11 protein-coding genes are annotated in these 15,292 nt (G+C 72.3%); 10 read left to right on the forward strand and 1 reads right to left on the reverse strand.

Features of this window, described 5'->3' with window-relative positions:
• Positions 1–26 precede the first annotated feature (26 nt).
• Positions 27–818 carry a hypothetical protein gene (locus tag QK442_RS04310; RefSeq protein WP_282692434.1) on the reverse strand — a complete coding sequence of 264 codons (792 nt, stop codon included), beginning with the start codon at positions 816–818 and terminating at the stop codon, positions 27–29.
• Positions 819–1,421: 603 nt separating this feature from the next.
• Between QK442_RS04310 and QK442_RS04320 the strand changes: the two genes are divergently transcribed.
• The 10 genes from QK442_RS04320 to QK442_RS04365 all read left to right on the forward strand — a co-directional run.
• Positions 1,422–2,054 (forward strand): TrkA family potassium uptake protein, encoded by a 633-nt coding sequence (locus tag QK442_RS04320; protein WP_282692435.1) that lies wholly within the window; start codon positions 1,422–1,424, stop codon positions 2,052–2,054.
• Positions 2,055–2,188: 134 nt separating this feature from the next.
• Complete coding sequence (locus QK442_RS04325) at positions 2,189–2,512, forward strand: hypothetical protein (protein WP_282692436.1); 324 nt, start codon at positions 2,189–2,191, stop codon at positions 2,510–2,512.
• Positions 2,509–3,561 carry a helix-turn-helix domain-containing protein gene (locus QK442_RS04330; RefSeq protein ID WP_282692437.1) on the forward strand — a complete coding sequence of 351 codons (1,053 nt, stop codon included), beginning with the start codon at positions 2,509–2,511 and terminating at the stop codon, positions 3,559–3,561. The genes QK442_RS04325 and QK442_RS04330 overlap by 4 nt, the downstream gene beginning before the upstream one ends.
• Positions 3,562–3,706: 145 nt before the next feature.
• On the forward strand, positions 3,707–4,132 hold the full coding sequence (locus tag QK442_RS04335) for a hypothetical protein (protein WP_282692438.1): 426 nt from the start codon (positions 3,707–3,709) through the stop codon (positions 4,130–4,132).
• A 41-nt stretch (positions 4,133–4,173) separates the two neighbouring features.
• Positions 4,174–6,183 carry a flotillin family protein gene (locus tag QK442_RS04340; RefSeq protein ID WP_282692439.1) on the forward strand — a complete coding sequence of 670 codons (2,010 nt, stop codon included), beginning with the start codon at positions 4,174–4,176 and terminating at the stop codon, positions 6,181–6,183.
• Between the two features lie 99 nt (positions 6,184–6,282).
• A complete protein-coding gene (locus QK442_RS04345) occupies positions 6,283–11,139 on the forward strand; it encodes a DNA repair ATPase (protein WP_282692440.1) in 4,857 nt (1,618 codons plus the stop codon).
• An 80-nt stretch (positions 11,140–11,219) separates the two neighbouring features.
• Positions 11,220–11,651 carry an NfeD family protein gene (locus QK442_RS04350; protein WP_282692441.1) on the forward strand — a complete coding sequence of 144 codons (432 nt, stop codon included), beginning with the start codon at positions 11,220–11,222 and terminating at the stop codon, positions 11,649–11,651.
• Between the two features lie 3 nt (positions 11,652–11,654).
• A complete protein-coding gene (locus QK442_RS04355) occupies positions 11,655–12,713 on the forward strand; it encodes an SPFH domain-containing protein (protein ID WP_282692442.1) in 1,059 nt (352 codons plus the stop codon).
• Positions 12,714–13,100: 387 nt separating this feature from the next.
• Positions 13,101–14,645: an alanine/glycine:cation symporter family protein gene (locus QK442_RS04360; protein ID WP_282692443.1), complete on the forward strand. Its 1,545-nt coding sequence runs from the start codon at positions 13,101–13,103 to the stop codon at positions 14,643–14,645.
• 239 nt (positions 14,646–14,884) lie between these two features.
• Positions 14,885–15,292, forward strand: a 408-nt coding sequence (locus QK442_RS04365) for a Na+/H+ antiporter NhaA (RefSeq protein ID WP_282692444.1), incomplete at its 3' end; no start/stop codon positions are given.

Here is a 15,292-nt window from a genome sequence, read left to right on the forward strand (position 1 = left end):
GCGATGCGCCGCCGGCAGCGTAAGTATCAGTGCTCCTCGGACCGCTGGGCGAACGGGCGGCGAAGGCACTCCCGGAGCGGCCTGACCAGGAGAAGGACCGTCACCACGAGGACCGCGGGGGCCCACAGCCCGAAAAACCTCTGCAGGCTCGGCTCCCGCTCGTACAGGAGCGCCACCAGGACGAAGGCGTAGACACCCAGGGCGCCGGCCGCGCTGATGGCCACGGTCAGGGGAGCCGGCCGCCGGGCCGGTGTGCCGTCGGGGTGCCGGGTCCACCACCAGGCGGCGTAGCCGCCCAGGCCGCCCGCCAGGACGAGGACGATGCCGAACCCCGCCGCGAACAAGGAACCTCCCACCGGATGGGCGGCGGTCCGCTGCCCGCCCTCGGCGTCGGAGAGGGACACGACCGACCCCCGCCACAGGGTGCCCATGACGCGGTCTCCCGGGCGGATCCGCTCCAGGAACTCGCCGACTCCGCTGAACTCGACCGTCCTGGAGCCCTGTTCGGGACCGGAGACCTCCACCCGTCCGTTCGACTGCTTGCCGCGCTGGACGCGGACCGAGTCGACGGAGAACCACACCGTGCGCAGACAGTCGTCCGTCGCGTTCCCCTGGCACGGCGATGCCGAGAGGAAGGCGCGCTCCTCCGTCACGGCCCGGGGCAGCACGCCGATCAGCAGCGCGGCGCCGCACAGGAGGGCGAGGACGCCGACGAGCCCGACGAGCGCGTTCTGGGCGCGTCGCCGCCGGGCGCTGACGGGTGTGCCGTGCCGGGGCCCGGTGTTCTTCGTGCCCTTGGTGTTCTCGGTCCCCGACATGACGCCCCCTCACGGGATGATGAGCCGTGCTTCGCGGTCCGGCCGTACCACCGCCTCGAACCGCCCTCGTGAGTGACAGGGTGTCAGGGACCTGCCGGTGCGTCGACCGCCCGGTTCCGGCAATCCGGCGGCCTTTTCAGTGCCGTGGCCGTACGGGGGAAGGGGGATCCGGCGTCCTGGGTTCGGCGCGGGCCTGTGGGCAGGGTTACGGCCGGTTCTTGAGCATCGCCGACACGAGGCAGGCACATGACCGGTTCGGACTCGGCCTCGTCATGGCCTCCACCCTGGCGCTGCTCCCCGTCGGAGGCGCTTCCTTCGAGGCGCCCCTCCTCGACGCCGTCTCCGCCTCCGCGACCGTCGGGCTCTCCACCGGCATCACCGCAGACCTGCCGGGCAGCGGACAGCTCGTCCTCGTCGCCCTGGTGTTGACAGGCCGGATCGGCCCGATCACCCTGGTCTCCGCGCTCGCCCCGCGCGAGCGCGCCCGCCGTTACGAACCGCCCGAGGAACGGCCTGTCATCGGCCGGCTTTCTGCAGAACCTGCGCAAGCGCCGGACCCGTCGGCCGGACGACCACCGGACACGGCCGGACCAGCGCGTCGCCGTGATCGGCCTCGGCCGCTTCGGCAGCTCCCTAGCCAACGAACTGATGCGACGGGGCTGGGACGTCCTCGGCATCGACAGCGACGCCCGCCTCGTCCAGAAGTACAGCGACCAGCTCACCCACGCCGCCGTCGCCGACGCCACCGACCCCGAGGTGCTCGGCCGGCTCGGCGTCCACGAGTTCACCAGCGCCGTGGTCGGCACCGGCAGCGACATCGAGGCGAGCACCCTCATCGGCTCCAACCTCCTCGAAGCCGGCGTCCCCAACATCTGGGCCAAGGCGGTCAGCCGCCGGCACGGCCGGATCCTGGAGCGCCTCGGCGTCCACCACGTCGTCCTGCCGGAACACGAGACGGGCGAACGCGTCGCCCATCTCGTCACCGGCCGCATGCTCGACTTCATCGAGTTCGACGACGACTACGCCCTCGTCAAGACCGTCGCCCCGAGCGTGGCGACCGGCAGGCCCCTGGGCCGGTCCCACGTGCGCAGCCGCTACGGCGTGACCGTCGTCGGCATCAAGCGCCCGGGGGAGGACTTCACCTACGCGACCGCGGAGACGGTCGTCGCGAAGGGCGACATCATCGTCGTGACCGGCAAGACCAGGGCGGTGGAGACCTTCGCCGAGCTGCCCTGACGCCACCCCTGACCTCACGCCCGACGCCGAGCCCGACGTCACGCCGGGCGTCAAGCCGGCGTTAAGATCGTGCGCTGGTGAGCCGGGACGTCCGACCGGCGCTGCCTTCCACCCGCACCGAAAGAAACCCGGCCGTGCCTCTCACCCTGCTCCTGATCGCCGTGTTCGCGCTCGCCTTCACGGTCTTCACCGTCGTCCTGAGCGTGCGGGTGTGGCGGATGACCGACCTCCCCCGGTGGCGGCGGGTCCTGCCGGCCCTGCTGCTGTGCGCGGCGCTCGCGGCGAGCCTCGGCCGCGCCTGGGGCGTCACCGCCGTCGCCGAGGCCGTCGCGTTCCCGCTGAACGCGGCCGCGGCGCTGCTCGGGATGTACGAGAGGGAGCGGTGGCGGGCACGGCGGGCGGCCTCCGGAGAGCGTCCGGAAGCGGGAACCGGAAGCAGGAACGGGGAGGGAAGATGACAGACGACTACACCCAGGAGTACGCGGCGCTGTTCGCGGACGTCGCGGCCACCGGCCGGCGTCTGAACCGGGACGAGATCGAACGGCGCCGGGAGTCGGGCGAACAGGCGGCCCGCGAGGGGCACGCCCTGCGGGGGCTGATCCGCGGACATCTGACCGCGGTCCGCTCGGCCTGGCCCGAGCAGCCGCTGACCCGGCGGACGACCCTGGACCTGCTCACCGCCGTCGAGCAGTCCGTCGACGCCTTCTCCACGGGCTTCGAGCGGGCCCAGCGGCTCGCCGTCCGCCAGGAGGAGGCCGAGCGCCGGGAGTTCATCGACGACCTGCTGTACGGGCGGAGCGACCTGGGCCGGACGGCCGAGCGGGCCGAGCGGTTCGGCCTGCGCCTGTCCCAGGCCCACGCGGTCGCCGTCGCCCGCGGCCCCAAGGCGTACACCGAGGCCGACGCCGTCCCGCAGCAGGTGGAGCGGGCCATGATCGGGAGGTTCGGCGACCGGCACATCCTGCTCACCACGAAGGGCGGCCGGATGGTCTGCGTGGCCCCCGGCGACCAGACCGAGATCCTCTCCTACTTCGCCAAGCAGGCTTTCGCCGCCACCGGCGGGGGCCAGGCGGCGATCGGCCGGACCCAGCCCGGGCCCAGGGGCGTCGTCCACTCCTACGAGGAGGCGCTCGGCGCCCTGGACCTCGCCGACCGCCTCGGTCTCGACGCGCCCGTCCTGCACGCCGCCGACCTCCTCGTCTATCCGGTGCTCACCCGCGACCGCCAGGCCATGGAGGACCTCGTCCGCACCACCCTCGGCCCGCTGAGCTCGTCCCGCGGCGGAGCGGAACCGCTCCTCGACACCCTGATCGCCTACTTCGACAGCGGATGCGTGACCACCCAGACGGCCCGGGACCTGAACCTGTCCGTGCGGGCGGTCACCTACCGCCTGGCCCGCATCCACCGGCTGACCGGCACCGACCCGGCCGACCCGGCGAGCCGCTACACGCTCCAGACGGCCGTGATCGGGGCCCGTCTGCTCGGCTGGCCCGCCAAGCAGTTCTGAGGACGGGCCCGGCATCAGGGAGCCGTAAAGATTGCCGGACTCCGGCAATGCGCGCTCCCTCCCCGCCCCACCAGAATGGCCCCGGCGGCGGCATGACTGTGTCACCGCTGCCAGGGTTCGGAAGGGTCGATACGGGGGAGGCGGCATGGGCGAGTTCGTCGCCGCGGCCTTCGGCTTCCCCACCATGCTCCTGACCGCCGCGTTCGCCGCCGTGATCGGCTTCTGGCTGCTCGTCCTGTGCGGGGCCGTCGCGCCGGACACCTTCGACGCCGACGCGGACGGGAAGGCGCTCGGGCTCGGTGACATGCCCCTCGCCCTCGCCGCGTCCGTGGTCATCGCCGTCGGATGGGTGCTCGACCTGGGCGGCATGGTGCTGCTCGGCCGGGCCGGCCTGCCCGGCGCGTGGTGCCTGCCGCTCTCCGTGGCCCTGCTCGTGGGCGCGCCGGCCCTGGCCTGGCGCCTGACGAAACGGCTGGCCGGCCGATGGCGACCCGCCTCGCCGTCCGGCACCCGCCCGGTCCCGGACCGGGGTGCCGCGACCGGACCGGATTCCTCCCACCCCTCCGCCTGAGCGCTCACGCCCTCCTTCTTCGATCGACACGGGGTTCTCTCATGGATGCCATCACCTCGGGCATCGGCGTGCTCGTCGCCGTTGTCCTGCTCGTCGCCGTCGCGGCGCTGTTCATGGTCGGCCGCCTGTTCCGGAAGGTGGAACAGGGCAAGGCGCTGATCGTCTCCAAGATGCGGAAGGTCGACGTCACCTTCACCGGCCAGGTCGTGCTGCCCGTGCTGCACAAGGCCGAGGTCATGGACATCTCGGTGAAGACCATCGAGATCTCCCGCACCGGCCGGGACGGCCTCATCTGCCGGGACAACATCCGCGCCGACATCCGCATCTCCTTCTTCGTCCGCGTCAACAAGACCGCCGAGGACGTCATCAGGGTCGCCCAGGCGATCGGCACGGCCCGCGCCAGCGACCAGGCCACCCTCCAGGAGCTGTTCAACGCGAAGTTCTCCGAGGCGCTGAAGTCCGTCGGCAAGCAGATGGACTTCACCGACCTCTACACCAAGCGGGAGGAACTGCGCTTCCGGATCATCGAACTGATCGGCATCGACCTCAACGGCTACAGCCTGGAGGACGCCGCCATCGACTACCTGGAGCAGACCCCCCTCTCCCAGCTCGACGCCGGGAACATCCTCGACGCCCAGGGCATCCGCAAGATCACCGAGCTCACCGCGGCGGAGAACGTCCGCACCAACGAACTGCGGCAGCACGAGCAGAAGGAGATCACCCGCCAGAACGTCGACGCCCGCGAGGCCGTCCTGGAGCTGGAGCGCCGCCAGGCGGACGCCGAGATCAAGCAGAAGCGCGAGATCGAGACCGTCCGCGCCCGCGAGGAGGCCGAGACCGCCAGGGTCGTGGAGGAGGAGCGGCTGCGCGCCCAGAGCGCCTTCCTGCGCACCGAGGAACAGCTCGGCATCCAGCGCGAGAACCAGGCCCGCGAGGTCGCCGTCGCGCAGAAGAACCGCGAGCGGGTCATCGCCGTCGAGAACGAGCGGATCGAGAAGGACCGCCTCCTGGAGGTCATCGCCCGCGACCGCGAGACCGAACTCACCCGCATCGCCGCCGAGAAGGAGGTCGAGGCCGAGCGCCGGGACATCGCCGAGGTCATCCGCGAGCGGGTCGCCGTCGACCGCACCGTCGCCGAGCAGGAGGAGTCCATCAAGCGGCTGCGGACCGTCGAGGAGGCCGAGCGCGAGCGGCAGGCCCTCGTCATCGCCGCCGAGGCCGAGGCCCAGGAGCGGCTCGTCAAGGACATCAAGGCCGCCGAGGCCGCCGAACAGGCCGCCGTCCACCGGGCCGCGGAGGAACTCACCCTGGCCGAGGCCCGCCACAAGGCCGCCGACCTCGACGCCCGCGCCAAGATCCGCCTCGCCGAGGGCGCCCAGGCCGAGGCCGCCGCCGAAGGACTCGCCGCCGCCCAGGTCCGCGAGAAGGAGGCCGACGCCATCGAGAAGGCCGGCCGCGCCGAGGCCGGGGCCACCGAGGCCCGCCTGCGCGCCGAGGCCGAGGGCCTGAAGGCCAGGGCGCTCGCCGAGGCCGCCGCCATCGGCGAGAAGCTCAAGGCGGAGGCCGAGGGCCTCAACCAGAAGGCCGTCGCCGTCGCCGCCTTCGACGAGGCGTCGCGTACCCACGAGGAGTACCGACTCCGCCTGGAGGCCGAGAAGGACATCCGGCTCGCCGGACTCGACGTCCAGCGGCAGGTCGCCGAGGCACAGGCCACCGTCCTGGCCACCGGCCTGGAGAACGCGGACATCAACATCGTCGGCGGCGAGTCCGTCTTCCTCGACCGGCTCGTCCAGTCCATCGCGCTCGGCAAGTCCGTCGACGGCTTCGTCGACCACTCCAGGACGGCACAGGCGCTGGCGGGCCCCTGGCTGAACGGCGACGGCTCCTTCACCGAGGACCTCACCAAGGTGCTCGGCTCCCTGTCCACCGCCGACGTGCAGAACCTCAGCGTCTCCGCGCTCCTCGCCAAGGTCGGGAACTCCGGCCTCCTGAAGACGACGCCCGCACCGGCCGCCGAGGCCACCGCGCTCAACGGCGCGGCCACGAACTGACCGCCCACGGGGGAGCGGTCAGAACGGGTCCGGTGCCGGAGCACGGGGGAGTCACCGGCACCGGACCCGTCCATCACCACGCACAAGGAGCGGAAGAGGATGAGCACCGGAATCGACCAGGACACGTACGCGGTGCTCCGCGACCGCCTCACCGCCCAGGCCGGCGAACTCGCCCGGCGCGCGGAGGCACTCAACGAGGCCCGGATCGCGGAGTTCGGCTCGGGGGAGCTGACCCTCACCGGCACCGGCCGCATCCGCACCGAGCGCGCCTGCCTGCCCCGGGACCTCGTCCCCGTCGGCGAAGGACTGCTGCTCCTCGGCCGCCACATGGAGACCGCGGGGGAGGGCGAGACCTCGGTCGCCGACGTCTTCACCCTGTACGACCGGGACCTGAACCCGCTGCCCGAGACCACCGTCCCGGGCCTCCTCGACGACCCCGGCTTCCGGCGGGAGTTCGCGGCGCTGCACCGCTACTTCCGCGGCGCGCGCCTGCTGAGGCTGCGCCGGGTCGCGGACCGGCTCCTCGCCGTCTTCCGCACCGGGGAGAAGGCCGAGGACCTCCGCGTCCTGCGCTGGGCGACCGGCCCCTCGGGCGAGACCCGGTTCCTGGACGCCCAGGGCGAGCGGGACCACGTCCTCCCGCCCTCCCAGGAGGTCGACTGGGTGGAGACCACCCGCGACGACCACCTCCCCGGCCGCTTCCCGCACATCTCCCTCGACGGCCGCCTCTTCGTCTCCACCGTCGGCGGCGCCCTCACCGTGAAGACGGAGGACGACACCGAGACCGGCGAGGGCATCCACACCGAACCGGTCGACGAACCGCTCCAGTCCCTCGCCGACGCCGAGGTCGCCCACGCCACCGTCGGCCCCCTGATCCTGGTGCGCGTCCGCCCCTACAAGGAGGAGACCCGGCGGCACCTCGTCTTCAACACCCTGACCGGCACCGTGGTCCGCCTCGACGGCCTCGGGCAGGCGTGCCTGCGCCTGCCCGAGGACGAGGGACTGGTCTTCCCCGGCGGCTACTGCCTCGCCTCCGGCACGGTGAAGACCTTCGACACCGACACCTCGGGCCTCGCCTTCGACCGCGCGATCCGTTCCCCCAACGGGGAGGACCTCCTCTTCGTCTTCCACGCCCAGGCGGAGGGCCGCAGCCTCCTGCTCCCGTACAACCTCATCCGCAAGGAGATCGCCGCCCCCGTCTCCTGCCGCGGGCACGCCCTGCTCGACGACGGCACGATGGTGGTCCTGCGCTCCGGCGACGGCGAGCCCGGACGGACCCACCCGGTGCAGTTCTGGCGGACGCCGTACGTCTCCGACACCCACGCGGCACCCGCGGAGGACGGGCCGCTGGGCCGCATCGGCAACGCCGACCTCGTCCGCGGCATCTCCGACTGCCTGTCGATCGCCCGGCAGACCACCGAACTCACCCCCGCCGGCGAGGTGTACGAGGCGCTCCTCGCCGCCTGCGTCCGCGCCGGCGACGTCCACCACTGGCTCGGCGAGCCCGAGACCGGCGACCTGCGGACCCCGCTTGACGCGCTCCTCGGCACGCTCACGCAGGTCCTCGACGAGTTCGAGACCGTGGCGACCCTCACCCGGCAGGCCGCCGAGGCGCTCGCGGAATCCGCCGAGCGGATCGCCCGGCTGGCGCGGCGCGTCCACGGCGAGGCCCCCGCCACGGCCGAGGAGTGGATCTCCCGGATCACCGAACTGCGGCAGGCCCAGGGACACCTGGTGACCCTCAAGGAGCTGCGGTACGCCGACACGGACGCCGTCGACGCCCTGGCCGCCGACGTCGAGACCGACATCGTCTCGGCCGCCCGCCGGGCCGTCGCCTTCCTCCGCCGCGAGGACGCCTTCGCCCCCCACCAGGAGGACGCGGAGCGGCTCGCCGCCCGGGCCGGGGAGCTGGCCACCGCGGCCGAGGCGGGCCCCGTGGGCGACCGGATCGACGAGCACGTCCTCGCCCTGCGGACCCTCAGCGAGATCATCACCGGCCTCGACATCGCGGACGCCACCGTCCGCACCTCGATCCTCGCGCGGATCGCCGACGTCCTCGGCGCCCTGAACCGCGCCCGGGCCGTCCTCACCACCCGGCGCGCCGAACTCCTCGACCAGGAGGGCGCGGCCGAGTTCGCGGCCGAACTCGCCCTCCTCGGCCAGGCGGTCACCGGCGCGCTCGCCGCGGCCGACACACCGGAGGGCTGCGACGAGCAGCTCGGCCGGCTGATGGTCCAGCTGGAGAACCTGGAGTCGCGGTTCGCCGGCTCCGAACGCTTCCTGACCGACCTGGCCGAGAAGCGCACCGAGATCCACGACGCCTTCACCGCCCGCCGGCAGTCCCTCCAGGACGCCCGCGCCCGGCGGGCGGAACGGCTCGCCGAGTCGGCGAACCGGGTCCTGGAGGCGATCGGCCGCCGCTCCGCGACCCTGGCCGACCTCGACGAGGTCCACACGTACTTCGCGTCGGACCCGATGGTCGTCAAGGTCAGGCGCACCGCGGCCGAACTGCGGGAGCTCGGCGACCGAAGCCGGGCGGAGGAACTGGAGGGCCGCCTCGGGGCCGCCCGCCAGGAGGCCGGACGCGCGCTGCGCGACCGTACCGAACTGTTCTCCGACGGAGGGGACACGATCCGGCTCGGCCGGCACCGCTTCGCCGTCAACCGCCAGGCCCCCGAACTCACCCTCGTCCCGGCGGGGGACACCCTCGTCCTCGCCCTGACCGGCACCGACTACCGCACCCCCGTCACCGACCCGGCCTTCGCCGAGACCCGCCGCTTCTGGGACCGGCCGCTGCCCTCGGAGTCCCCGGAGGTCTACCGCTCCGAACACCTGGCCGCCCGCCTCCTGGCCGAGCGCGGCGCCGACCGCCTGGCGGGGGAGGACCTCCCCGCGCTCGCGCGGCACGCGGCGCGGAGCGCGTACGACGAGGGGTACGAGCTGGGCGTCCACGACCACGACGCGGCGGCCATCCTGGAGGAGGTCCTCCGGCTGCACGAGACGGCCGGGCTGCTGCGGTACCCCGGCCGGGCCCGGACGGCCGCCCAGCTCCACTGGGCCGACACCCCCGCCGAGGCCCGCGCCCAGTGGACCGAGCGGGCGGTCTCCCTGACCCGGGCCCGCGACCTCTTCGGCGCGCACTCCGCCCTCGACGGGCTGCGCCGCGAACTCGCCGAGGAGATCGGGGAGCCGACGGCCGCCGCGTACCTCGTCGAGGAACTCGCCACCGACCCCCGGGGCTTCGTCCTGTCCGCGCCGGTCCGCACCCTCCTGGAGAAGTTCCGCCGCGCCGTCGGCACCTCCCAGTACGACGACTCCCTCGCCGCCCTCACCACGCCGGGCGCACGCCGGCAGCACGTCGAGGCATGGCTCACCGCCTACCTGTCGGCCTCGGGCGAGCACCCCGACGAGGACGTGCTCGCCGAGGCCGTCGCCGTCGAGCTCTGCCCCGGCCTCGAACGGTACGAGGTCACGGGCCCGACCACGGCGAAGGTCACCGGCCTCCTCGGCCGCCACCCCCGGGTACGAGGCCGCGCCCTGGAGCTCCGCCTGGACGAGTTCCTGGCCAGGACCGGGGCGTTCGCCACCGACGACGTCCCCGCCCACCGCGCCTACCAGCAGAGCCGTACCGCCCTCGTCGAGCGGGAGCGCGTCCGGCTCCGCGTGGACGACCACCGCCCGCGGGTGATGGCCTCCTTCGTCCGCAACCGCCTCGTCGACGAGGTCTACCTGCCCCTCATCGGGGACAACCTGGCCAAGCAGCTCGGCGCGGCCGGCGACGCCAAGCGCGGCGACTCCCACGGCCTGCTGCTGCTCCTCTCCCCGCCCGGCTACGGCAAGACCACCCTGATCGAGTACGTCGCCGAACGCCTCGGCCTGCTCCTGGTCAAGGTCGACGGCCCCGCCCTCGGCCAGCGGACGGCCTCCCTCGACCCCGCCGAGGCCCCCGACGCCACCGCCCGCCGGGAACTGGAGAAGATCGCCTTCGCCCTCGCGGCGGGCAACAACGTCCTGCTGTACCTCGACGACATCCAGCACTGCTCGCCCGAGTTCCTGCAGAAGTTCATCCCCCTCTGCGACGCCACCCGGACCCTGAACGGCCACGACCTGCGCGGCAAGCGCTTCGCCGTCTGCATGGCCGGCAACCCCTACACCGAGGCCGGACGGCTCTTCCGCGTCCCCGACATGCTCGCCAACCGCGCCGACGTGTGGAACCTCGGCGACGTCCTCACCGGCAAGGAGGACGTCTTCGCCCTCAGCTTCGTCGAGAACGCCCTCACCTCCCACCCCCTCCTCGCCCCGCTCGCCGGCCGGGACCGCGCCGACGTGGACCTGCTCGTCCGCCTCGCGGCCGGAGACCCGACCGCCCGCCGCGACCGGCTCGCCCACCCCTACGCCCCGGCCGAACTCGACCAGGTCCTCGCCGTCCTGCGCCACCTGCTGACCGCCCGCGAGACCGTCCTGGCCGTCAACGCGGAGTACATCGCCTCCGCCGCCCGCTCCGACGAGGCCCGCGACGAACCGCCCTTCCGGCTCCAGGGCTCGTACCGCACCATGAACAAGATCGCGGCCCGCATCTCACCCGCCATGAACGGCGCCGAGCTCGACGCCGTCATCGACGACCACTACACCGCCGAGGCCCAGACCCTCACCACCGAGGCCGAGGCCAACCTCCTCAAACTCGCCGCGCTCCGCGGCGGCCTCACCCCGGCCCAGGCCGCCCGCTGGGCCGAGATCACCGCAGCCCACACCCGCACCCGCGCGCTCGGCGGCTCCGACGACGACCCCCTGTCCCGGGCGGTCGCCGCCCTCGGCCTGCTCGCCGACCGCATCACCGCGGTCGAAGCGGCGATCAACCGGGCGACGGACCCCCGCCACCTGCTCGCGCGCCCCGCCGGACGGCACGCGGCACCGGCCGGAGAGCACCCCGGAGTAAACCAAGGTGAAACGGGGTAATAACGACAAAAGGGCGCACTGCTTTCTCAAGCACGTCGTTACCGAGCACGCCGCGGAGTCGCACCCGCCAGGAGAGCGCCATGGGTCTTTGGCTGGTCTGGTTGATCGCCGCGGGAGCGCTCGCGGTGGCGGAGATCTTCACGCTCACCGCCGCCCTCGGGCTCCTCGGCGTCGCCGCGGCGATCACGGCGGCGACCGCCGCCCTGGGGCTTCCGGTGCCCTTGCAGCTCCTGGTCTTCACCGTCCTGGCGACGGCCGGCCTGGTGCTGGTGCGCCCCCTCGCGGTGCGTCACCTGTTCGGGCCCCCGGCCGAGAGGTTCGGCGTGGAGGCGCTGGTCGGCCGGCCCGCCCGGGTCGTGTCGGAGGTGACGGGGCTCGGCGGCAGGGTCCGCATCGGCGGTGAGGAGTGGACGGCCCGCGCCTACGACGAGACGCTGGTGATACCCCCGGGGGCGACCGTCGACGTCATGGAAATCGATGGCGCCACCGCCGTCGTCTATCCCCGGGAGTGAGCCATGGACGTGTCGGGACTGCTCATAGCCGGTCTGGTCCTCGCGGTGCTCGCCGTCTTCACCGTCGTACGAGCGGTACGCATCGTCCCGCAGGCGCGGGCCCGCAACGTCGAGCGCCTCGGCCGCTACCGGCGCACCCTCAGGCCCGGCCTCAACCTCGTCATCCCCTACATCGACCGCGTCTATCCGGTGATCGACCTGCGGGAACAGGTGGTCTCGTTCCGGCCCCAGCCGGTCATCACCGAGGACAACCTGGTCGTCGAGATCGACACCGTCCTGTACTTCCAGGTCACCGACCCGCGGGCGGCGGCCTACGAGATCGCCGACTTCCTGCAGGGCGTCGAACAGCTCACCGTCACCACCCTGCGCAACGTCGTGGGCTCGATGGACCTGGAGAAGACCCTGACCTCGCGCGACACCATCAACAGCCAGCTCCGGGGGGTGCTCGACGAGGCGACGGGCAAGTGGGGGCTGAGGGTCAACCGGGTGGAGATCAAGGCCATCGACCCTCCGCAGTCCATCAAGGACGCGATGGAGAAGCAGATGCGCGCCGAGCGGGACAAGCGGGCGGCGATCCTGGGGGCGGAGGGGCAGCGCCAGTCGCAGATCCTGACCGCGGAGGGCGACAAGCAGGCCGCCGTGCTCCGGGCGGAGGGCAACCGCACCGCCGAGATCCTCAAGGCCGAGGGGCAGTCCCGGGCCATCGACGAGGTGTTCCAGGCCGTGCACCGCAACGACCCCGACCCCAAGCTCCTCGCCTACCAGTACATGCAGATGCTGCCCCAGCTCGCGCAGGGCGCGGGCAGCACCTTCTGGGTGATCCCCGGCGAGCTCACCTCCGCGCTCCAGGGGGTGTCCCGCGCCTTCAACGAGGTGCTGCCCCAGTCCCCGGCGACCCGGGAGTCGTCCGCGGACGACAAGGCGGCCGAGCAGGCGGCCGACGACGCGGCGAAGGCCGCGGAAGCCGCCGCCGAGGCCCTGGCCGACGCGGCCGAGGCCGACGCCGACACGCGCCCCCTCGCCACCGGTCCCCGCACGCCGAGGGAGCCCGAGGGCGAGTAGGTGCGCGCTGTCTTCCGACAGGCGCGTCCCCTTCTCTCGCTCCTGACGTGCGGAAATAAGTGCCCCATGAACGGACAGGGGTGTTCGGATAACGGTCACGTCACGGTTGCTGGCATTTCATCTGATCACCGTGCGTTTTGTGATGTGCGTCACATGGTGGGGGGTGCGGTCTGTGGTAGGAATGCGCAACTTCGCAGGTGGCACCACCCATCGCCGCCTCCGCGAGGTGCCGGGCACCCCCCGGCTGTACGACCGAGGTGATCACGCTCCGAGTCCGCGGAGACCGATCGCCCCGCTCGCCGATCGGACGACGGCGTTCGCTCACAGACCGCACCCCCCACCGGCGCAGCCTCCCGCGCGTCGGCCCTGCGCACCTGAGGTCCCCCCGTGTCACTCGATTCCTTCACCCAGTCCGTCGACAAGACGGTCAGCGGATTCTTCGAGCCCATCGCCACCAAGCTGGGCGAGATCGTCTTCTTCTCCGTTCCCGTCGGCGGCACGGAGCTGCCCCTCATCGTCGCCTGGCTCGTCGTCGCCGGTCTCGTCTTCACCGGCTGGTTCGGCTTCGTCCAGCTCCGGAAGTTCCGCCTGGCGGTCGACGTCGTCCGCGGCAAGTACGACGAGAAGGGGTCGACCGGTGAGGTCAACCACTTCCAGGCCCTGACCGCCGCCGTCTCCGGCACGGTCGGTCTCGGCAACATCGCGGGTGTGGCCGTCGCCGTCTCCATCGGCGGTCCCGGCGCCACCTTCTGGATGATCCTCTGCGGTCTGCTCGGCATGGCGACGAAGTTCGTCGAGGTGACCCTCGGTGTGAAGTACCGCGAGGTGCACGCCGACGGCACCGTCTCCGGCGGCCCGATGCACTACCTGCCCAAGGGCCTCGCGGAGCGCTTCGGCAAGAACGGCAAGACCCTCGGCAAGGTCCTCGCGGTCCTCGCCTCCTTCATGGTCCTGTTCTTCGGCCTCTTCGGCGGCAACCTCTTCCAGGTCAACCAGTCCTACGCCCAGCTCGTCTCCGTCACCGGCGGCGAGAGCGGCCTGATGGGCGGCTCCGCCGGTGCCCTCTTCTTCGGCATCCTGATCGCCGCCCTTGTCGGCATCGTGCTCCTCGGCGGCATCCGCTCCATCGCCGCCGTCACCAGCAAGCTCATCCCCGCCATGGCCGGCATCTACATCGTCGCCTGCCTCGTCGTCATCCTCGTCAACGTCACCGCCGTGCCGTCCGCGATCACCACGATCATCGAGGGCGCCTTCAACCCGCAGGGTGTCGCCGGTGGTGTCCTGGGCGCGCTGATCATCGGTTTCAAGCGGGCCGCGTTCTCCAACGAGGCCGGCCTCGGCTCCGCCCCGATCGCGCACTCCGCCGTCAAGACCAAGCACCCCGCCAGCGAGGGCCTGGTCGCCCTGCTCGAACCGTTCATCGACACCGTCGTCATCTGCACGATGACCGCGCTGACGATCGTCATCGCCAACCCGGCGAGCTGGGGCGAGGCCCGCAAGGGCGAGTCCATCGGCGGAGTCACCATCACCTCCGACGCCTTCGCCACCGTCATGCCCTGGTTCCCGTACATCCTGACCATCGCGGTCATGCTGTTCGCCCTCTCCACGGTGCTGACCTGGGGCTACTACTGCATGAAGGCGTGGACGCACCTGTTCGGCCGCAGCCGCGTCAGCGAGCTGACGTTCAAGGTCTTCTACACCCTGTTCGCGGTGGCCGGCGCCCTGCTCAGCCTGAGCACCCTGATCGACATGGCCGACGCGGTGCTGTTCATGCTCGCCGTCATCAACATCATCGGCCTGTACCTCCTCGCCCCCGTCGTCAAGCGGGAGCTGAACTCCTTCCTCTCCTACGTGAAGCGCCGCGACGCCGGTCTCGACACGGACGAGGACGGCGACGACACCGACCGGGAACCGGCGAAGACCATCGCCTGACCGCCTCCCCGGTGACCCGTCTCCCGAGGGCGCCCGTACCCGCCGCACACCGCGGCGGATACGGGCGCCCTCGCCTTTCACGCCGGTCACCAGCCACAAGACGCCCTGGTGAGAGCCACGATCACCCGATAGGCTGTGAAGAACGCATCAAGAACGACGATGCTGGTGTGCCGGGAAGTCTGGTCGGCGTCCGAGGGCCTGTGCGCCCGTCTGCCGACATGCCCCGGAGGGCCCTTTCCATGACCCAGGCACGCCCTCGCAGGACCGTCCTCGGACTGCTTCCCTGGCCGGAGCGCCAGGCGGTCGCCGAAGCGCTGCGCACCGAGACCGTGGGCGGGCTCGTGCTCCTGGCAGCGGCCGTGGTGGCACTGGTCTGGGCGAACAGCCCGTGGAGCGGCGCCTACGAGGCCGTGCGCGACTTCCACTTCGGCATACCCGCCCTGGGCCTGGACCTCTCCGTCGGACACTGGACCGCCGACGGGCTCCTCGCGGTCTTCTTCCTCGTCGCCGGCATCGAGCTCAAGCGCGAACTCGTCGTCGGGGAACTCCGCACCCCGGCCACCGCCGCGCTGCCCGTCGTCGCGGCGCTGTGCGGCATGGCCGTCCCCGCGGCGCTCTACGTCCTCACCGCCAAGGCGGGCGGCGGA

The sequence above is a fragment of the Streptomyces sp. CC208A genome (assembly GCF_030010625.1).
GTDB lineage: Bacteria > Actinomycetota > Actinomycetes > Streptomycetales > Streptomycetaceae > Streptomyces.